Annotated in this window: 19 protein-coding genes; 9 read left to right on the forward strand and 10 right to left on the reverse strand. The window is 34.4% G+C overall.

Annotated features, from left to right (window positions below):
- Positions 1-101: 101 nt before the first annotated feature.
- Both DB891_RS06000 and DB891_RS06005 read right to left on the reverse strand, forming a co-directional pair.
- Positions 102-1,079: a ribonucleotide-diphosphate reductase subunit beta gene (locus DB891_RS06000; protein WP_116761592.1), complete on the reverse strand. Its 978-nt coding sequence runs from the start codon at positions 1,077-1,079 to the stop codon at positions 102-104.
- Positions 1,080-1,339: 260 nt separating this feature from the next.
- Entirely contained in the window at positions 1,340-1,912 is a 573-nt protein-coding gene (locus DB891_RS06005; RefSeq protein WP_116761594.1) for a DUF3109 family protein, read from the reverse strand.
- Positions 1,913-2,447: 535 nt separating this feature from the next.
- On the opposite strand from DB891_RS06005, the gene DB891_RS06010 reads away from it, so the two are divergent.
- The 3 genes from DB891_RS06010 to DB891_RS06020 all read left to right on the forward strand — a co-directional run bounded on the left by DB891_RS06010 (position 2,448) and on the right by DB891_RS06020 (position 3,966).
- Positions 2,448-3,023 carry a MarC family protein gene (locus tag DB891_RS06010; RefSeq protein ID WP_394335989.1) on the forward strand — a complete coding sequence of 192 codons (576 nt, stop codon included), beginning with the start codon at positions 2,448-2,450 and terminating at the stop codon, positions 3,021-3,023.
- 128 nt (positions 3,024-3,151) lie between these two features.
- Positions 3,152-3,355, forward strand: a complete 204-nt coding sequence (locus DB891_RS06015; RefSeq protein ID WP_116761598.1) for a hypothetical protein — start codon at positions 3,152-3,154, stop codon at positions 3,353-3,355.
- 2 nt (positions 3,356-3,357) lie between these two features.
- Positions 3,358-3,966 (forward strand): FAD-dependent oxidoreductase, encoded by a 609-nt coding sequence (locus tag DB891_RS06020; protein WP_116761600.1) that lies wholly within the window; start codon positions 3,358-3,360, stop codon positions 3,964-3,966.
- An 80-nt stretch (positions 3,967-4,046) separates the two neighbouring features.
- Here the strand turns inward: DB891_RS06020 and DB891_RS06025 are convergent, their stop codons facing one another.
- The 3 genes from DB891_RS06025 to DB891_RS06035 form a co-directional block, all read right to left on the reverse strand.
- Positions 4,047-5,627 (reverse strand): S41 family peptidase, encoded by a 1,581-nt coding sequence (locus tag DB891_RS06025; protein WP_116761718.1) that lies wholly within the window; start codon positions 5,625-5,627, stop codon positions 4,047-4,049.
- A gap of 242 nt (positions 5,628-5,869) precedes the next feature.
- The gene (locus tag DB891_RS06030; protein ID WP_116761720.1) at positions 5,870-6,301 is read right to left on the reverse strand and encodes a deoxycytidylate deaminase; all 432 of its coding nucleotides are present in this window, start codon (positions 6,299-6,301) and stop codon (positions 5,870-5,872) included.
- 5 nt (positions 6,302-6,306) lie between these two features.
- Positions 6,307-6,900 carry a HupE/UreJ family protein gene (locus tag DB891_RS06035; RefSeq protein ID WP_116761721.1) on the reverse strand — a complete coding sequence of 198 codons (594 nt, stop codon included), beginning with the start codon at positions 6,898-6,900 and terminating at the stop codon, positions 6,307-6,309.
- A gap of 348 nt (positions 6,901-7,248) precedes the next feature.
- Between DB891_RS06035 and DB891_RS06040 the strand changes: the two genes are divergently transcribed.
- Positions 7,249-7,680 carry a tellurite resistance TerB family protein gene (locus DB891_RS06040; protein WP_116761602.1) on the forward strand — a complete coding sequence of 144 codons (432 nt, stop codon included), beginning with the start codon at positions 7,249-7,251 and terminating at the stop codon, positions 7,678-7,680.
- A gap of 54 nt (positions 7,681-7,734) precedes the next feature.
- Here DB891_RS06040 and fbp read toward each other — a convergent pair whose 3' ends face one another.
- Positions 7,735-8,754, reverse strand: a complete 1,020-nt coding sequence (gene fbp, locus DB891_RS06045; protein WP_116761604.1) for a class 1 fructose-bisphosphatase — start codon at positions 8,752-8,754, stop codon at positions 7,735-7,737.
- A 169-nt stretch (positions 8,755-8,923) separates the two neighbouring features.
- Here fbp and DB891_RS06050 point away from each other — a divergent pair, with 169 nt between their 5' ends.
- From DB891_RS06050 to DB891_RS06070, 5 genes are all read left to right on the forward strand, one after another.
- The gene (locus DB891_RS06050) at positions 8,924-9,406 is read left to right on the forward strand and encodes a GNAT family N-acetyltransferase (protein ID WP_116761606.1); all 483 of its coding nucleotides are present in this window, start codon (positions 8,924-8,926) and stop codon (positions 9,404-9,406) included.
- Between the two features lie 61 nt (positions 9,407-9,467).
- The gene (locus DB891_RS06055; RefSeq protein WP_116761608.1) at positions 9,468-10,724 is read left to right on the forward strand and encodes an aspartate kinase; all 1,257 of its coding nucleotides are present in this window, start codon (positions 9,468-9,470) and stop codon (positions 10,722-10,724) included.
- A gap of 185 nt (positions 10,725-10,909) precedes the next feature.
- Positions 10,910-14,365: a hypothetical protein gene (locus tag DB891_RS06060; protein WP_116761610.1), complete on the forward strand. Its 3,456-nt coding sequence runs from the start codon at positions 10,910-10,912 to the stop codon at positions 14,363-14,365.
- Positions 14,366-14,427: 62 nt separating this feature from the next.
- Positions 14,428-14,961, forward strand: coding sequence for a hypothetical protein (locus DB891_RS06065; protein ID WP_116761612.1), 534 nt, complete (start codon positions 14,428-14,430; stop codon positions 14,959-14,961).
- Between the two features lie 150 nt (positions 14,962-15,111).
- Positions 15,112-16,173 carry a glycosyltransferase family protein gene (locus DB891_RS06070; RefSeq protein ID WP_116761614.1) on the forward strand — a complete coding sequence of 354 codons (1,062 nt, stop codon included), beginning with the start codon at positions 15,112-15,114 and terminating at the stop codon, positions 16,171-16,173.
- Positions 16,174-16,369: 196 nt separating this feature from the next.
- On the opposite strand, the gene phoU is transcribed toward DB891_RS06070, so the two are convergent.
- The 4 genes from phoU to pstC all read right to left on the reverse strand — a co-directional run bounded on the left by phoU (position 16,370) and on the right by pstC (position 20,272).
- Positions 16,370-17,050, reverse strand: a complete 681-nt coding sequence (phoU, locus tag DB891_RS06075; RefSeq protein WP_116761616.1) for a phosphate signaling complex protein PhoU — start codon at positions 17,048-17,050, stop codon at positions 16,370-16,372.
- A gap of 99 nt (positions 17,051-17,149) precedes the next feature.
- The gene (pstB, locus tag DB891_RS06080) at positions 17,150-17,908 is read right to left on the reverse strand and encodes a phosphate ABC transporter ATP-binding protein PstB (protein ID WP_116761618.1); all 759 of its coding nucleotides are present in this window, start codon (positions 17,906-17,908) and stop codon (positions 17,150-17,152) included.
- 88 nt (positions 17,909-17,996) lie between these two features.
- On the reverse strand, positions 17,997-18,941 hold the full coding sequence (gene pstA, locus DB891_RS06085; protein ID WP_116761620.1) for a phosphate ABC transporter permease PstA: 945 nt from the start codon (positions 18,939-18,941) through the stop codon (positions 17,997-17,999).
- 86 nt (positions 18,942-19,027) lie between these two features.
- A complete protein-coding gene (gene pstC, locus DB891_RS06090; RefSeq protein WP_223256060.1) occupies positions 19,028-20,272 on the reverse strand; it encodes a phosphate ABC transporter permease subunit PstC in 1,245 nt (414 codons plus the stop codon).
- Positions 20,273-20,289 lie beyond the last annotated feature (17 nt).

Below are 20,289 nucleotides of genomic sequence, written 5' to 3' on the forward strand. Positions count from 1 at the left end.
TGGGGGAATCTTATGAAAACAACTTAATTATACTTACACTTTTTATTTATTCTTTGGAGCTATCAAATACTTAGGTAATATTTAAAACTCAAAACTGTATTTTAAAAATCAGCGTCGAAGCTAATTTTTTGAGAATCGCCTTCAGTAACTTTAACACCTGATTTTTGATATTCGGCAACTTTTTTCTCGAAGAAATTAGTCTTCCCTTGAAGTGAAATCATATCCATAAAATCAAATGGATTGGTAACATTATATTCTCTATCACAACCCAATTCTACCAATAACCTATCGGCAACAAATTCTAAATATTGGGTCATTAATACTGCATTCATCCCGATCAAACTTACTGGAAGTGATTCGGTAATAAATTCTCTTTCTATATTTAAAGCATCCACTATGATGCTTCTAATTCTTTCTTTTGGTACTTTATTGATCAAATGGTGGTTGTGTAAATGCACTGCAAAATCACAGTGAACACCTTCATCACGAGAAATCAATTCATTAGAGAAAGTCAAACCTGGCATCAATCCACGTTTTTTCAACCAATAAATAGAACAAAATGCTCCCGAGAAGAAAATACCTTCTACCGCTGCAAAAGCGATCAAACGCTCTGCAAACGAATCCGATTCAATCCATTTCAAAGCCCATTCCGCTTTTTTCTTAATGGCAGGAAAAACTTCCAATGCATTAAACAAATCTGCTTTTTCGGCTTCGTCTTTCACGTAAGTGTCTATCAGAAGTGAATAGGTTTCGCTATGAATGTTTTCCATCATGATTTGAAAACCATAGAAAAACTTAGCTTCGGCATATTGCACTTCATTTACGAAGTTCTCAGCAAGATTTTCGTTTACAATCCCATCCGATGCTGCGAAAAAAGCAAGGATATGTTTTATAAAGTAACGCTCATCATCACTCAACTTATTATTCCAGTCGTTCAAATCCTGTGAAAGATCAATTTCTTCGGCAGTCCAAAAACTAGCTTCCATCATTTTATACCATTCCCAAATATCATGGTGTTTGATAGGAAAAATCACGAAACGATTTTTGTTTTCTTGTAAAATTGGTTCAATTTGCGACATTGGATTGTATTTGTTTTTTTTTGAATTTTTAATGAAAATCGGTGCGAAAAGCGAATTACAAAGATTGTGAAATATTGCGGTTATTAAAAGTCAAACTTATTCACAATAGTTCATAGTTTTTAACAATAAACAAAAAATGAAGTGTTTTTCTTTCAAACTACAACGCGCTAACAATCAATGAATTAACCACGTGAAAACATCTTAAACACCTGTAAAATATAGAATTTTTAAATAATTACCGATACTAATTTTTTAATTTTTTACAATTTGTTTTTCAATTCTTCGGCTACTTTTTCAAGCTCTAAATACCAATCTTCGCCAAAGCGACGAATAAGGGCTTCTTTTACAAATTTATATACCGGAACTTCGAGTTCTTGACCTAAAGAACAGGCTGCATCACAAATATCCCATTTGTCATAATTGACAGCAGCAAACTCTGTAAAATCTTTAACTCGTATCGGATACAAATGACAGGAAACAGGTTTTTTCCAATCTATTATTCCTTGATTGTAGGCTTGCTCAATTCCACAAAGGGCTGTCTTACCATCAAAAATCACATAGGCGCAATCTTTGTTATCAATCAGCGGTGTTTCAAGTTCACCATCTGTTCCATTTACCCAAGTTCCCTGTGCTTCTATAGCCTCAATTCCTTGTTTTCTTAAAAATGGTTTTACTTTTGGATATATTTCCTCCAATATTTTTGTTTCTGCCAAACTCAATGGAGCTCCTGCATCGCCATCGACGCAACAAGCTCCTTTGCATGCTGACAAATTACAAACAAATTCTTTTTCGAGTATATCCTCTGAGACGATGGTTTTTCCTAGTTGAAACATTTTGCAAAGGTAGTCAAAGATTCAAGAAATAAAAGCGAGCGGTAAACATAAGCGCAATAAACGAATCAAATTAACACGTTGCAACAAATTTACTTACATAAATTCACAATCTAAATTTATCAAAAGGGCAGTTATTTCGTCCTAGTCAAAACATTTCATCGGTGTTGCATTCCATAGTCACACTCATCATTTTAGACGTTTTATCAAAAGCATCTTTTACACTGAGTTTGGTATCTCCCTACAAATTTACACTCACCCTCAACTGTATGAAAACAACATAGACAAGAGAGCGAATGTCAAATATTTCCCAGTCGCCTTATATGTTTTAAAATCACAACAAACTTACAGATTGACTTTCAAGTTATTACGCAATTTAACTTTTGATTTAATCAATATTATTAAAAATTAAAACAGAATAAAGATGCTTTACTTCACAATCAATTAATAACCGAATCTCCAAAATAAAAAAAATAAACGTATTTTTGATAGACAAAAAACAATTAACAAGAACTATTCTGTAAAAAACAATACTATGATGGATTTCAACCTAAAAGAGGTAATAACGGTAGGAATGGTGCTTTTCGCCGTAATTGACATTGTGGGATCCATTCCTATTATCGTAGGATTGAGAGCCAAACACGGTCATATCGAATCTGAAAAAGCGGCCTTAGTTGCAGGATTAATAATGATCTTATTCTTGTTTATTGGAGAAGAGTTCTTAAGTTTAATCGGCATTGATGTGCATTCTTTTGCAGTTGCCGGTTCTTTTGTCTTATTCTTTTTGGCTTTAGAAATGATACTAGGAATTCATCTGTACCGGGATGAAGAAGCCAGTTCGGCATCGATTGTACCATTGGCTTTTCCACTAATTGCGGGAGCGGGAACCATGACCACTTTACTTTCCTTACGTTCCCAGTTTCACACCCTAAATATCGTTATTGCCATTGTACTAAATATCATATTGGTTTACATCGTCTTAAAATCTTCTGGAAAAATTGAAAAAATGCTAGGACAAAATGGCCTTGGAGTAATTCGCAAGACATTTGGAGTAGTCCTTTTGGCAATTGCTGTTAAATTATTCGCCGCTAATGTTAAAGGTTTGTTTGTCTAAAAAAAAAAATTATAAATTTACCCCCTAATATTTTATGTATTAAAGGTTGTCCCAATTTTTGAACAAGTTTTAATTTTTAAAATTGATTCAAAGAACATCTTTATTTACACAAAAGAATAATTAAACCTATGAAACTTTTTACTAATATCTTAGTACTTTTAGCAGTTGCACTTCTTATTTTTAATATTACTTTAATCGATTTTCAAAATCCATTTAAGGGAGATAGCGTTATAGCGTTTGTTGGCATTGCCGCTTCATTTTGTGCCGTATTAATTCTTCTGATTTTTAGAATGTCTAAAAAAATAGTTGAAAAAATGAACGACAACGCGTAATCGTGTTTGACGTATTAATCATAGGCGGAGGCGTTTCTGGGGTGTCGTGCGCTCAAGTATTGGGTTCTGCCCGCAAAAAGCCATTTGTTTCTTCTAAGAAAATTGGAATCTTTACCCATCAAAAAACATCCTCACTTCAAGAAGCTGTTTTTAACAATGCCTACGGAATTCCTCCAGGAAAATTAGGTTCTGATTTGCTAATCGAAAGTATAGATCATTTATCCAATACATATCCGCATATCATTCAAATCCCTGAGGAAAAAGCATTAAAAATCGAAGGTCAATATCCAGAATTTACTATTATCACAAACAAAAACAGTTACAAAACCCACAATGTTGTAGTAGGAATCGGCGCAGCCAATACATTTGCAATTGAAGGTTTGATGCAGTTTGTGGAACCCCATAAAAAATCCCTTCCCGAAAAGCAAAGAATCCAATTGAAGAATATCGACCATAAAGTCAATGATGGAATTTATGTAGTAGGAACTCTTGCGGGATGGAGAAGCCAACTGACTATTGCAGCCGGAAGTGGAGCTGCTGTCGCCACAGACTTACTTACGCTATGGAATGATGGCATTCAGACGCATTCTCACGATAGTATTAGAAAATAACATATCTGAGAAACAATACCACATAGTATTGAAAATTTCCATCACCTAACTTAAACATTAGCTTTTGGAATTTGGCTTTTTTATTTTAAATCCCCTTTCAATACCGCCTTCACCATGGCATCTTCTTTCAAAATTATTTCATAATAATATTTATCGCCATACAATTGACGGGCAAACTCCGCATTTATATATCTTTTCACTAGAGCCTTATTGTGTCCTAGTTTTATAAACAAACCATTTTGAACAAGGTATTTTTGAAAGTCATAGAAATACAAATCGGTTTCATTTATTGTATTTAAAAATTGTCCGAAAGTTAGTTTTGAAAAAGCGTTTCTATTCTTATCTAATTGTTCAAACACAAAGTGACCAACAATTCCGGATTGCAATAAATACGAAACATTTTCTGCTCCACGTTCAGCTTCCAAAGGCACAAAAACATCAGGTACAATTCCGCCTCCTCCAAAAACAATTTTACCTTTTTTGGTTTTAAACTTCAAGGAATCAACCACCTTTATACTGTCTTTTTTATACAACTCACCGTGCAAAAAACGAGAATCCGATTCTTTGAAATAATCCTCATTCCCTTTTGAATATGGCTTTTGAATAGATCTTCCCGTTGGCGTATAATATCTGGCGATAGTCAACCGCACTGCCGAACCATCGTTGAAATCCATTTCGCGTTGCACCAGTCCTTTTCCAAAAGAACGTCGACCTACAATCCTTCCGCGGTCATTGTCCTGGATAGCTCCTGCCAGAATTTCACTTGCCGAGGCGCTATTTTCATTAATTAAAACATAGACATTGCCGTTTTCAAAACTACCTTGCTTGGTGGCAAATGTTTTTTCGATCACTCCATTTTTACTTTTGGTAAAAACAATCAACTCCTTGTCTTTCAAAAATTCATCAGCAATAGCAATGGCCTCTTCCATATATCCTCCCCCATTATCCCGAACATCGATAACCAGTGATTTTACGCCTTGTTTTTTTAAATTGGTCAATCCCGTTTTAAACTCATCAAAAGTAGTTTCGGCAAAACGATTGATTTTTATATACCCTGTTGTTTTGTTCAATAGCAAAGCTACATCAACACTCTTTAGTGGAATAACATCCCTCTTGATGGTTAACTTGATTTTTTTACGTTCGGATTTTCGATAAACCGTTAATTCTATCTGAGACCCTGCTTCCCCTTTTAAGGCCGCAAATAAACTATCGTTGGGTAATTTTCGACCAAACAACTTGATTTTATCAGCATACAAAATACGATCTCCAGCTTTGATTCCCGCTTTTGCCGAAGGGCCGTTTTTAACTGGATTTATGACTGCAACCGAATCATTATACATGTAAAAATTAATTCCAATACCCACAAAATCACCTTTCATGGTCTCGGCTATTCCCGCTTGCTCACTGGGCGGAATATATACCGAATGCGGATCTAGATGAGCCAGGATATTATCAACCGTAAGATTAACAATAGAATCCGTATTGACATTATCAACATATTCGCTATCTATGAAATCAATCAGCTTGTCAAGTTTTTCTTTTGTATTTTTTTTAATTAAAAACCCATGCGTTTGGGGAGCATTAGACAAACTACCAATAAAAATACCCAGGGCAAAAATGCTTCCAATAAGTATAGGTAAATATTTGGTATCGTATTTCATTTTATTTTGACAAAAAGCATTAAAATTAAGTTTTTTTTCGACCATTTAGGTCACAGTTTTCAGTCACAGTCGCAGTTTTCAGAGTTGTCTGTAAACATTGCAATTCGCTTTCTAAACAATATTTGCAAAAAGCTGAATCTGTTTTAGTACTATTTTAAGATTATTATCCTTTTGAACAGAAAACTATCACAATATCGGGAGAAAACTGAGACTGAAAACTAACTAAATAGCTACAGCTCTTTTTACTCTTCTAAAACTGGAATATGTTCTACTTCGATTCCTGCTTTTAATAAAAACTGTATTCCGGAATCATCACGGTATCCATTATGATACACCACTCTTTTTATCCCAGATTGATGTATTAATTTACTGCATTCTTTACAAGGAGAAAGCGTGATATACAAAGTCGCCCCTTCGCAGGATTGTGTAGATCTCGCTACTTTTAATATGGCATTTGCCTCAGCATGCAAAACATCCCAACGTGTTAATCCGTCTTCATCTTCGCAGCAATTTTCAAACCCCGAAGGCGTACCGTTATATCCATCAGAAATAATCATTCTGTCCCTTACAATAATCGCTCCTACTTGTTTTCTTTTGCAATAAGACAACAAACCCCATTCTGTAGCAATCCTAAGATAGGCTCTGTCATATTTATTTAACTTCTTTTTCTCCATAATTATTATCTCTTCCATAATTCATTTTCTACTATCATTGGCAACACCACTCCTATAATAAATGCCGACAACACTAATGTCCAATCGCGTTTTGAAAATCTAAAAACGGTTTGAACGATATACGACAAAATCAAAACCACTATAACCACCACAATTTGTGCTGCTTCTATTCCTAATGCAAATTCACACATTGGCAATAATTTTGAGGTTGCACTACCTCCTAATATGGTTTTAAAATAATTAGAAAATCCCAATCCATGAATGATTCCAAAAAATAGCGTTATGATAAAAACCAAATTGATACTGCCGTTTTTACTGGATTTTCCAGCCGTAAATAAATTATAAAAAGCGGTTATTAAAATCGTTATCGGTATGAGTAATTCAACCACATTAACTTTGACGGTGATGATTTCAAAAACAGAAAGAAACAGTGCTGTGGTATGCCCTAAAGTAAACACCGTCACTAAAAGTAAAATTTTCTTCCAATCATTGAAAGAGAAAGGAACTGACAAGGCAATTAAAAACAAAACATGATCATAGGAATGTATATCCAATACGTGTTTTAATCCTATTTGAAAGTAAATCAAAAATTCTGACATCGATAAATTAATTAAATTGATAAGCAAAGGTTTTAAAATAAAGCGTACAAAATTTGGCGAAGTTATTTTGGTCTTTTTCAAGGCAAAAAATCTTTAAATAGCTGGGCTATTGAACTATTTTTTAACGAAGAAAAAGGGCAAAAGAACGAGAAAAATTGCACGAATTATTTCAGAACATTTACTAAGGTTGTAAACTTACGATTAATTTTGAAAATGGTGTATTTGATTAAAAAATCATTCTCTAAAATAAATAAAAAACAAAGGCCAATCGTACAAAAAAGTTATGCAAAACAAAATCAATACTAAAAAAATTAATTATCTTTATGTCAAACCTAAAACATTCTTATTATGTCCATTTCAGATTTATTTAGTAGTGAATTCAATCAAAGAAACCGAGGTCATTTTTCAGCCATTGTCCATGTAGCCTACGCTAGCGGTAACATCTCCGAACAAGAAAAAAAATTCTTAGACAAACTTGCCTTAGATCTTGAAATTTCCGAAAGCGAATACAAGGAAATTCTAAAAAACCCATCAAAATACCCAATCAACGCTCCCTATCTATACATTGAAAGACTCGAAGCGTTATATAATCTATCACGAATCGTTCATAGAGACCATCAATTAGGAGACAAACAAGAGCACTTACTCATTAAATTTGGCTTAGCACTAGGCTTCACCCCTAGCAATGTAAATTATATTGTAGACAAAGCGCTCAAACTAGTTGACAAAAACGTGGACCTAGAAACCTTTATATATGAGATGAAAAACATGTACAAATAAAAAAAAGCTCCTGGTTGGGAGCTTTTTTCGGTTTATTATCTTGGCTTACTTGGTTTAATATTTACTCAGTTTTGCTTTATGCATAAACTCTTCTGCTTTTTCGACCATATTGATGCTTCCGCAAAAGAACGGCACTCTTTCATGCAACTCTGTTGGCTGCAATTCCATTATACGATCAAATCCATCAGAGGCTTTTCCGCCAGCTTGCTCTACGATAAAGGACATTGGGTTGCATTCATACAACAAACGCAATTTCCCTTTTGGTGCTTTAGAACTTGTAGGATAAATATAAATTCCTCCTTTGATCATATTTCTATGAATATCGGACACTAAACTTCCAATATAACGAGAGGTATACGGACGATCCCCTTCTTCTAGCTGGCAATATTTAATATAATCTTTCACCCCTTGTGGAAAATGCACGTAATTCCCTTCGTTGATCGAATAAATATTTCCGTCTTCAGAAAATTTCATATTAGGATGCGAAAGATAAAAAGTTCCAATCGCTGGGTTTAACGTAAAACCGTTTACGCCATGTCCTGTAGTATAAACCAACATGGTCGAGGTTCCATAAATTACATAACCCGCAGCAACTTGATTGATACCCGGTTGCAAAAAATCTTCCAATGTTACAGGAGTTCCTATTGGCGTTATTCTTCTATAAACCGAAAAAATAGTTCCCACAGAAACATTCACATCAATATTAGACGAACCATCTAGAGGATCCATCAAAACTACATATTTATTATTATGACTGCTGTCGCTTCCTTCAACTGTAATAAAATCATCATTCTCTTCTGAAGCAATACCGCAAACAATTTCACGATTGATTAAGGTTTGAATAAAAATATTATTGGCATAGACATCCAATTTTTGTTGGTCTTCCCCTTGAATATTTTGTTCTCCGGCAGCACCAACAATATCTACTAATCCCGCTTTGTTGACCTTGTAGCTAACCACTTTTGCCGCCAAACGGATAGAGTTGATAATTCTAGATAATTCTCCTGACGAATATTGAAAGGCATTTTGGTTTTCAATGATAAATTCTCCGAGAGTTTTGTTGCTTTCTTCCATTGCGAAATCGATGTAGTTAGTTTAAGTCACAAATATCGTTTTTTTTGTGAAAACGAAAAAAATAATAACAACATAGTTTATCAGTATTGTATATTTGCTACATATTCCATAAAAACAACTCCTTAATTAATTGTTTTTTAATAATAAAGCAAGATAAAAATACGATATCATGAATATACGCAAAGGAAATAAAGAGGACATGACAGGCGTTTTAGCACTAATTCAAGAGCTTGCCGTATTCGAAAAGGAGCCAGAAGCTGTTTTAATCACCGTTGACGACCTCATTCGAGACGGTTTTGGCGAAAATCCTTTGTTTCATGTATTTGTTGCAGAAGTAGAAAAGGAGATTGTAGGCATTGCTTTGTACTATTATCGCTACTCTACTTGGAAAGGGAAAATAATACATTTGGAAGACTTAGTTGTAAAAGACAAAATGCGAGGAACAGGTTTAGGCTACGCTTTGTATTCTGAAATTATCAAGCAAGGAAAAAAAGATAATGTTCGCAGAATTGATTGGCATGTACTGGATTGGAACACACCTGCAATCGATTTTTATGAAAAATCGGGTGCAAAAGTGCTGAAAAATTGGTATTTGGCACAAATGGATGAAGCTGCGATTAACCATTTCGTGGATAATCGATTAAAAAAATAAAAATCTGATTTTGTTTTGGGACTAAAAATCTAAAATCTAAAATCTAAAATCAAGAATTAGCATGAGAGTATTCAAATTTGGTGGTGCTTCTGTAAAAGATGCCGCAGGAATTAAAAACGTATACAGCGTTTTGCAACAGGTTGGTTATGAGGATGTATTGGTTATCGTTTCTGCCATGGGTAAAACAACCAATGCACTTGAAGAGGTTATCAAAAATTATTTTGACAAATCGCCGGAATTAAATTCATCGGTACAAGAGGTAAAAAAATATCACAATCAAATCTTGATGGATTTGTTTGAAGACGAAAAAAATGGAGTTTTTACAGCAGTTAACACTCAGTTTGCAGATTTAGAATATTTCTTGTCGCATAACAAATCACCGAATTATAATTTTGTTTACGACCAAATCGTAAGTTACGGAGAATTGATTTCGACTACCATTTTGAGTCATTTTATGGCTTTTATGGGAATCAAAACGCAGTGGTTGGATGTTAGAAATTTCATAAAAACAGACGCAACTTATAGAGATGCCGAAGTGGACTGGGAATTGACCCAGAAAAACATCTCCAAAAATGTAAAGCGAAAAATACTGAACATCACTCAAGGATTCTTGGGTTCTGACGAAAATAACTTTACTACCACATTGGGTCGTGAAGGATCAGATTATACGGCAGCTATTTTTGCTTATTGCCTGAATGCCGAAAGTGTAACCATCTGGAAAGACGTTCCGGGCGTTATGAATGCCGATCCTAGGTATTTTGAAAATGCAAGTCTGTTGAATCAAATCTCGTATCGCGAAGCTATTGAGTTGGCTTTTTATGGCGCATCGGTTATTCACCCAAAAACATTGCAACCTTTACAAAAAAAGGAAATTCCTTTGTATGTAAAATCATTTATCAATCCTTTGTTACCGGGAACTCGCGTTGCCAAAGGCGCTGATCTTGAACCGTATTTACCGTGTTTTATTGTAAAAAGAAACCAACTGTTGATTTCATTATCGTCTATTGACTTCTCTTTTATTATGGAAGAACACATCAGCGAAATATTTGCTTTGTTTCATCAATTTAAACTTAAAGTGAATTTAATACAGAATTCAGCGATTAGTTTTTCGGTATGTGTAGAAGATAAATTTGGAAATTTCAATGACTTGAATGCGATACTTTCTAAAAAATTCAAAGTAGATTTTACTGAAAATGTTACTTTATATACCATTCGACATTTTACCGAACAAGCCGCCCAAACGGTAGAAGAAAACAAAACTGTCCTTTTAAAACAAGTTAGTAGAGAAACAATGCAAATTGTGACTAAAGAGAATTAAACACTGATTACTAAATAAGGTTACTAAAAAATGGAAGTCGTTAATTCGGCTTCCATTTTTTGTTGCTATTTTTCTAACACCAATTACTTTTAATCATTTTTAATATCCCTTCTTGAGGTAATACTCTAATTAACACATTATAAAATAATAAATACTAATTTTGGCGCATTCGAGTTATAGTATTTATGTTTAAAAATGTATTGTTTTGGGTTGTGCTTTTTTGTTTTTCTGGGCTACAGGCGCAAGAAACGAATTCGGGGTACAGCACCAAAAAAATAGCTTTTACGACAGACACTATTCATCTGGAAACAGGAAGCATCAATTCCTATGCTTTCAAAGTTTTGGACTCCAAAAACCAAGCCATTGACAGTTCACTATACCAAATTAACTTTTCGAAAGGAATACTCCTATTTAAAGACAAAAACCAATCCATTACAGATTCCGTAACGGTTCATTATCTAAAATTCCCCGACCTATTAACCAAAGAATACAGCATTTACGACAGTAGTAAAATTATTGACAACGAAGCTACTAACCAGAATTTATATAAAATTGAAAGTGTAGCCACAAAAAAGAACACACCCTTTGACGGCCTTGTCACCAAAGGAAGTCTTTCAAGAGGAGTTACGGTCGGTAACAATCAAAATGCGGTGGTCAATTCGAATTTAGATTTTCAAATCACCGGAAAAATATCCGACAAAGTTAGCATTAGAGCTTCGATTCAAGACACCAACATTCCCGTTCAGGAAGGAAGCTATTCCCAGAAACTGAATCAATACGACAACATTTTTATGGAACTCTTCAGCGACAATTGGAATGTTCGTGCCGGAGATGTTTTTATTGGCAACAACACCACGCGTTTCCTTTCATTCAACAAAAAAATACAAGGGTTGTCTACTATTATCAATTTAGGAAATGAAGACAGTAAAACGAATCTATTTGTATCGGGCGGGTTGGTTACAGGGCATTATGCCAGCAGCAACTTCAAAGGGCAAGAAGGAAATCAAGGCCCTTATAAATTAATTGGACAAAATGGTGAATTGTATGTTTTGGTCATCATTGGTTCTGAACGTGTTTATGTCAATGGCGTTTTATTAAAAAGAGGAGAAACTAATGATTATGTTATCGATTATAACTCTGGAGAAATCATGTTTACTCCGTTTTTCAGTATTACATCTGAAATGCGAATCGTAATCGAATACCAATATTCCGAGATAAACTACACCCGATTTGTCACCTACGATGGAGGATCATTCACCAATAAAAAATTTAATTTTGGTGCCGCAGTCTATTCAGAAAATGACTTAAAAAACCAACCCGTTCAACAAAACCTTTCCAAAGAACAAGCACAAGTTTTGGCAGAAGCCGGAGACAATCCCAATTTAATGATTGCACCCTCGGCATATCTTGACACTTATGACGAAAAAAAAATACTGTATAAAAAAACCATCCTTGGAGCGGAATCCATTTATGAATATTCAACAAACGCCAGTGATGAATTGTATACGGTTACCTTTACTTTAATAGGATTAAAAAAAGGAAATTACATTTTGAAAAACGAAGCAAGCGTTGATAAAATCTTCGAATATGTAGCTCCAATAAACGGAATTACACAAGGAAATTACGAACCCATCATACAATTAATAGCCCCTATAAAATCACAAGTCGCCACCTTTTTCGGAAAATATAATCCTTCTAAAAAAACTGCCGTTGATTTTGAAATCGCCATTAGCAACAGCGATAAAAACTTATTCTCAACTCTTGACGACGACAACAATAAAGGATTGTCCGGAGATATCAACACCAAGCAACGGTTGTATTCTAAAAAATGGAACCTGGATGCTTTTGCCAATTTACAAGTTACAGAAGCCAATTTCAAACCTGTAGAACGCATAAATAGCATCGAATTCTATCGAGATTGGAATATCAATTCTGCCATAACAGGCAATCAAAGTTTACTGGGCACTGGTTTGAATTTTAATTCAATCCCTAATACAAATTCAAAAAACTTAGGATCAATAACATATGCTTTTCAAAGACTCACCATTTCCAACAATTACTCTGGTATAAAAAACAACATCAATGCCGGATTTACATTCAACAATTGGGCTATTAAAACTGATGGCAGTTTATTAAAAAGTGACGACATAGAAACCACCACTAAATTCGCCAGAAGCGTTTCACAAGTGCAATACAACTTCAAAAAAAACTGGATTGGCGGCACCTTACGTTTTGAAGACAACCAAGGCACAAACAAAACAACCCAACAACTCTCTTTACAAAGCCAACGGTTTAATGAATACGGAATATATACTGGCCATGGAGACAGCACACGTATTTATGTGCAATTGGGTTATTTAAGAAGAACAAACGACAGCATTCAATCCCGTCCCGAAATTTCGGGATTCGGGAGAGTATTGCAAAGAGTAAACACCTCGAATAGCTATAATTTTAAATCGCAATTATTTAAAACAGAAAATCGTGATCTATCGGTATTTGTGAATTATAGAGTTTTAGATTACACCGATCCTACTTTAAAAGACACGCCCTCACTGAATTCGAGAATTATCTACAGTGATCAATTTTTCAAACAATTGGTTCAAAGCAACACGCTTTACGAAACCAATTCGGGAACCATGCCTTTTCAAAATTACACTTATGTCGAAGTTCCCGCAGGACAGGGAAAATACACTTGGAACGACTATAATAATAACGGAATAAAAGAACTCGAAGAATTTGAAATCGCACCATTCATTGATTTAGCAACCTATACCAGAATCTTTCTACCCAATCAGATTTATATTAAAACCAATCAAAACAAGTTCTCACAATCTTTCATAATTAATCCTATAATTTGGCAAAACAGCAATTCTTTCAAAAAGGTGCTGTCCTATTTTTATTTGCAAAGTAGCTTTATTCTAGATCAAAAAGTTAAAAATGAAGGAGATCATCTTGATTTGAATCCGTTTCATTCGGCACCAGAAAATGTCTTGGGATTACTTGCTAGTTTTACCAATAGTTTGTTTTATAATAGAGGGAAGCGCAACAATTCGGTTATCTATACCTACATGACAAACCAAGCACAAAACATATTGTCTGTAGGTACCATTAAAAACAAAAACAGCTTTCATCAATTGCAGTACCAACACTTGTTGCAAAAAAGTTGGCTGTTTGATGCGTTGGCCAAAACTATTTTGACTAAAGCAGAATCAGAAACATTTGCCGAAAAAAATTATAGTATTGAAGGATATGTATTGGCCCCAAAGATTAGCTATCTCTTTTCAAAAAATATCAGCTTAGATCTTTTTTATGAATACATCAACAAAGAAAATCAGATTGGCAGTTTAGACACTTTATTGCAAAACCGATTTGGCACTTCCTTTAGTTATAATGGAAATTCGAAATTTACCGCAAACGGAGAGGTTTCTTTGTATGAAAATAATTTTAAGGGAAATGAATTTTCTTCAGCGGGTTATCAAATGTTGGAAGGATTGCAAACAGGACAAAATTTAACATGGAGAACGCTTTTGCAAATGAATTTGACTACGTTTTTGGACCTTAATTTTATATACCAAGGCCGAAAAAGCGAAACCAGCGAGGCCATTCACACGGGAAGTGTTGCACTGAGAGCTTATTTTTAACCCATTGATTAAAACTTTAAAAAAAAGTAGTAAATTTAAATCTAATTTAAAACTAAACGAACATGAAAAAATTACTGTTATTAAGCTTCTTCTTGATTGTATCGAATACTTTTTACGGACAAACAAACAAGACAAAAGAAAAAACGGCAACAGAAAAAGCAACAAAAGATGTCAAAAAAACTACGGATAAAGTAGCTAAAGATTCGAAAGCAACTGCCGATAAAGCAACGAAAGACACAAAAAAAACAACAGACAAAGTAGCCAAAGATTCAAAAGCGACTGCTGACAAAGCAACAAAAGAAACAAAAAAAACAACCGATAAAGTAGCCAAAGATTCTAAAGCAACTGTTGACAAAGCAACAAAAGACGCTAAAAAAACAACAGATAAAGTGGCTAAAGATTCGAAAGCAACTGCTGATAAAGCAACAAAAGACACAAAAAAAGAAGTTGCTAAATCTACCGACAAATCAAAAGCAGCCGTAAAAACTGCTGACAAGGTAACTGGAGAATACAATGGAAAAAAAGTATATACTGGCCCACAAGGAGGTAAATACTACATTAATTCAAACGGAAACAAAACCTATATTAAGCAATAAGTTAATTCCGAAAACAAATAACTGAAGGCTATCCTTAATTGGTTAGCCTTCTTTTTATTTAATTATATAATATTTTAGTAATACATTGCAAACATTAGATCGAAACGCATCGAATATCTTTAGACTTACAAACATAAGTAAGACTTGAAAATGAATTTAAACTCTGACAATAAAAATATTTTGATTGCTCCTTTAAATTGGGGATTGGGTCACGCTACCCGTTGTATTCCAATCATTAAAGCTTTACAGGAAAATAATTACACCCCAATAATTGCTTCAGATGGAATTGCCCTTGAATTACTTCGAAAAGAGTTTCCTTATTTAAAAACCCTCGAATTACCGTCCTACCAAATTGAGTATGCAAAAAACGGCAGGAACTTTAAATGGAAACTTTTAAAAAGCCTACCAAAAATGATGGAAGCCATTTGGGATGAAAAAAGTATCGTGAAAAAATGGATTAAAAAATATGAGATTGACGGTATTATATCGGATAATAGACTGGGTGTTTTTAGCAAAAAAATCCCATCGGTGTTCATTACCCACCAATTAAATGTCATGACAGGAAATACTACATGGATTACCAGTAAATTACATCAACACATTATAAAAAAATACGCTGCCTGCTGGGTTCCAGATGTAGATTCAACATTAAATCTGACCGGGAAATTAGGCCATTTAGAGCATAGTACTTTACCGCTACACTATCTGGGGCCATTGAGTAGAATGCATAAAATGGGATTGCCTATACACTATGACCTAATGATTATTTTATCTGGTCCTGAACCTCAACGAGGACTGTTGGAAACGCATCTTACCGAAGAAATAAAACGATTTGATGGAAAAGTAGTATTTGTAAAAGGGATAATTGAAGCCGAACAAAAAAAGGAACAAATAGGAAATGTAACCTACTATAATTTCATGAAAACCCGTCAGTTGGAACTAACTTTCAACGAAAGTAAAAAAGTACTTTGTCGATCTGGTTACACCACCATTATGGACTTGGTAAAGCTCCATAAAAAAGCTTTTTTTATACCCACACCTGGGCAATATGAGCAAATCTATTTGGCCAAGAAACTAGAAAAAGAGGGGTTGGTTCCCTATGCAACCCAAGAGAACTTTAGAATAGAAGATCTTTCAAGAACAGATCAATATAAAGGGCTTCCCCATTTAGACGGCACCATAAATTGGGAAGAATTATTCAAAGTCTTTTAGCAAACAAAAATCTGACTTCATATTCTAAAAAATAACCATATAAGAAATATAAGCAAACTTAAATGAACTTATATTTCTTATATGGTTAAAAATTTATGATTGAATTAGATGAAGGTAATTCTATAAAAAAAGTCAAAACAATTAACACTGTTCTGACTTTTTATTGGTACTAATCTCTAACTTTTAGTGAGAAATATTAATCTTCCGATCTTAAATTATCAAACTTATCGTGCTTGATAATTTTTGCATTGACCATAAAATAAACATATTCTGCAATATTGGTGCAATGTTCTGAAATTCGCTCCAAATGCTTTAAAATAATCACCAAATTAGTTCCTGAAACTACAGCCTTAGAATTGACTTTCATTTCATTGATAATATCGTGTATTGCGTCTTCACAATTATTTCTGATCTCTTTGTTCAATACAAATATCTCACCAATGGTGTTCCCATCGCGTGTTATAAAACAATTGTTGGTTTTAACCGTAATTAACTCTACCTGTCTGGCAACATCAGCTATATTGAACTTAACAATCAGGTCGTGTTTTTCTTTAATATTTTTTGACCTTTTTACAATACTGATTGATAAATCCCCGATTCGTTCAATCTCATTACTGATTTGCATTGCCGACATTATAAAACGCAAATCGGAAGCGACCGGTTGTTGCAATGCAAAAATACTTTGACAAATTTCATCGATTTTTATATCTAATTTGTCAATTTTATTTTCTGTTTTTTTTATGCTTTTCCCTTCAGCTACTTCAGGTTCCTGCAAAAGCATTTTTACGGATTCACTTACTTGGCTTTCAGCCAATTTTCCGATTTTTTCAATAATGCTTTTTAATTTATCTAATTCTATTTCGAAGTATGATGCCATTTTTATTTAGTTTAAAGTTTAAGAATTTAAAAGTTCAAGTTAAAAGTTTAAAAGTTTAGAATTAACCATTATACTATAAAACTAATATACCAAAAACTATTATCCAAATCTTCCTGTAATATAATCCTCGGTTTGTTTTTGAACCGGCTTGGTAAATATAGAATTTGTTTTGCCCATTTCAATCAATTCACCCATATAAAAGAAGGCCGTATGATCACTCGTTCTGGCAGCTTGTTGCATATTGTGAGTAACAATAATGATGGTATATTGCTCTTTCAATTGGTGTATTAATTCTTCAATTTTTGAAGTCGAAATAGGATCCAAAGCACTTGCAGGCTCATCCATCAAAATAATATCTGGGCTTACGGCCAATGTTCTTCCGATGCACAAACGTTGTTGTTGTCCTCCAGAAAGTCCCAAAGCCGAGTCATCTAAACGATCCTTCAACTCATCCCAAATAGCCGCTTGACGCAAAGAAGTTTCAACAATTTCGTCTAATTGTGTTTTGTCTTTTATTCCATTGATACGAGGACCATAAGCAACATTCTCATAAATAGATTTCGGAAAAGGATTTGATTTTTGAAAAACCATTCCAATCTTTTTTCTAATATTGACAACATCAACATTTCTATCATAAATATCAACCCCTTCTACCAACATTTTTCCTGTGATAGAAACACTCGGCATAAGGTCATTCATTCTATTGATACACCTCAAAAAGGTAGATTTCCCACAACCTGAAGGTCCAATTAAAGCAGTCACTTTATTGGCAGGAATATCCATTGTGATTTCATTCAAAGCCTTTTTTTCGCCGTAGTATAATGACAAATCATTTACTTTTATTTTTATGTCTTTCATTTTTTATTATTGTTTTAAAAAGTAGTAATTTAAATAATTACCACGTAAAATCTGCAATCCAAAATCGTTAATCTGCAATCAAAAATAATTACTTAGCGTTTCTTCTTATTCTTGATCTAATTAGTACTGCAACCACATTTAGAGATAATGTCAAAATTAATAAAACTAAAGTTGTAGCAAACTGTATCGGCATGGTTTTCTCTACATCGGATGATTGGGTAGACATAATATAAATATGGTATCCCAAGTTCATGAATTGATCGCTTAAAGAACCCGGCAATGTAGCCAAGTAATAAGCTGCACCCGTAAATAATATTGGAGCCACTTCTCCAGCTCCTCTACTTACGGCAAGAATCGTCCCTGTCATAATTCCAGAAACTGATCCCGGAAGCACCACATTTTTGATCGTTTGCCATTTGGTTGCTCCAAGCGCCAAACTCGCTTCTCTTAATTCACGCGGAATGGTTTTCAGCGCTTCTTCAACAGACACAATAATAACGGGTAATGTCAATAAAGACATGGTTAAACTTGCCCAAAGGATATTAGGTTGTCCCCAACGTAATTCTCCTCCATTAAAAGCGGTATCGGCTCCGGCACCCAAAAATTGGATGAAAAATCCAAGACCGAAAAGACCAAATATAATAGACGGTACAACTGCTAAAGTTCGAACCGAAAATCGAACGGCCGCAGCAAATTTTGAATTTTCACTGGCATATTCTGTTAAGTAAAGCGCTGTTATTGTTCCAAAAGGAACTGCAGCGATAGACATTACGATCACCAGAATAAAAGTACCAATCAATGCTGGAAATATCCCTCCTTCGGTCATACCATTAGTAGGAAACGAAGAAATAAACTCCCAAGAAAACTTAGAACGTCCTTGATATATTATAATTCCAAGAATGACAAACAGTATCGCAATAATTAATATCACTGCCAATTGAGTGATACCTACAAAAAACGTCCCTTTTATATCCGAAATACTTTTTTTACTTGAAAAAAAGTGGTCTTCTGATTCATTTATAACTTTATTCATACGAAGATAATATTTGTTTTTTATTTGAATATGGTATCGCCATTCTTCATCCCAATTTATATTTTGGAATCATGGCGATTTCATAATTATTTACCTTGGAATTTTTTCAATAATTTACCTTTTACATAAAACTCTGCCACAGCATTTAAGGCGAAAGAGAAGATGAAAAGTAAAGACCCAATAAAAAACAAAACACTATAATGGGTATCCCCAAAAACCGTCTCTGCCATTTCAGAACCGATGGTTGCCGCAAATGTTCTCACACTTTCAAAAGGATTTAATGACGACAATGCCGCATTACCAGTTGCCATCAGTGCAATCATCGTTTCTCCAAAAACCCTTCCAACTCCTAATAATAAGGCGGCAAAAATTCCCGGAGTTGCAGCAGGCAGGACCACAAAAAAAGCAGTTTGCCATTTACTCGCTCCTAAAGCTAAACTCGCTTCGGTATAGGTTTTAGGAACAGCGGCCAAAGCGTCCTCCGAAATAGTATAGATAATAGGAATAGCCGCAAGTGCCATTGCCACACCTCCTATAAAAGCATTCAGTCTTGATTCATAACCAAATACATCCTGAAAGAAAGTAGCCAATACCATCAAAGCAAAAAATCCAATAACCACTGATGGAAAAGCTGCCAGCATTTCTATAATAGGTTTGATTATTTCCTTTACTCTTTTTGAGGCAAAACATGAAGTGTACAATGCCGCAAGAACCGCTAAAGGTCCAGCAATAAGCATCGCAATGATAGTCACTTTTAAAGTACCAAATAACAACGCCAACAATCCAAATCTTGGATTCTCAGAAACGGGTACCCATTCTGTCGTAAAAAAAGTGCTCCAAGTTTTATCGGCTCCCTCTTGGTTTTCGGAAACAGCATCCATAGTTTCATCAGCGGAAGCAACAGTTAAGTCTTCTTTTGGAGTATCACCGTACGCTTCCGGTTTTAAATCCTCTTGAGAAACAGGTTCTGAGCCATACGTTTCTGGTTTCAAATCCTCCTTTGGTGTATCGCCATAGGATTCTGGTTTTAATTCCTCTGTTGGTTCAGCTCCGTAGGATTCTGGCTTTAACTCTTCTGTAGGTTCAGCACCATAGGTTTCTGGCTTAGCTTCCGTAGTGGCATTTATTTCCGTTTTTGCTTTAGCATCACTTCCAAAACTAAACAATGGCAACGATTCTTTAAAAACAAAAATGAAAATTAAAAAAATAATCGCTATTGATAAAAAGGCAACTGACGATATAATTTTTTCGGCAAGAAACTCAGAGAGTCTAAATTGCTTTTTGAGACTTTCTTCTGTAAAAGTCTGTTTGATTGGCATTTGGGTGTTCATCTTATTTATTTAAGATT

This window comes from Flavobacterium laiguense (assembly GCF_003097655.1).
Taxonomy (GTDB): domain Bacteria; phylum Bacteroidota; class Bacteroidia; order Flavobacteriales; family Flavobacteriaceae; genus Flavobacterium; species Flavobacterium laiguense.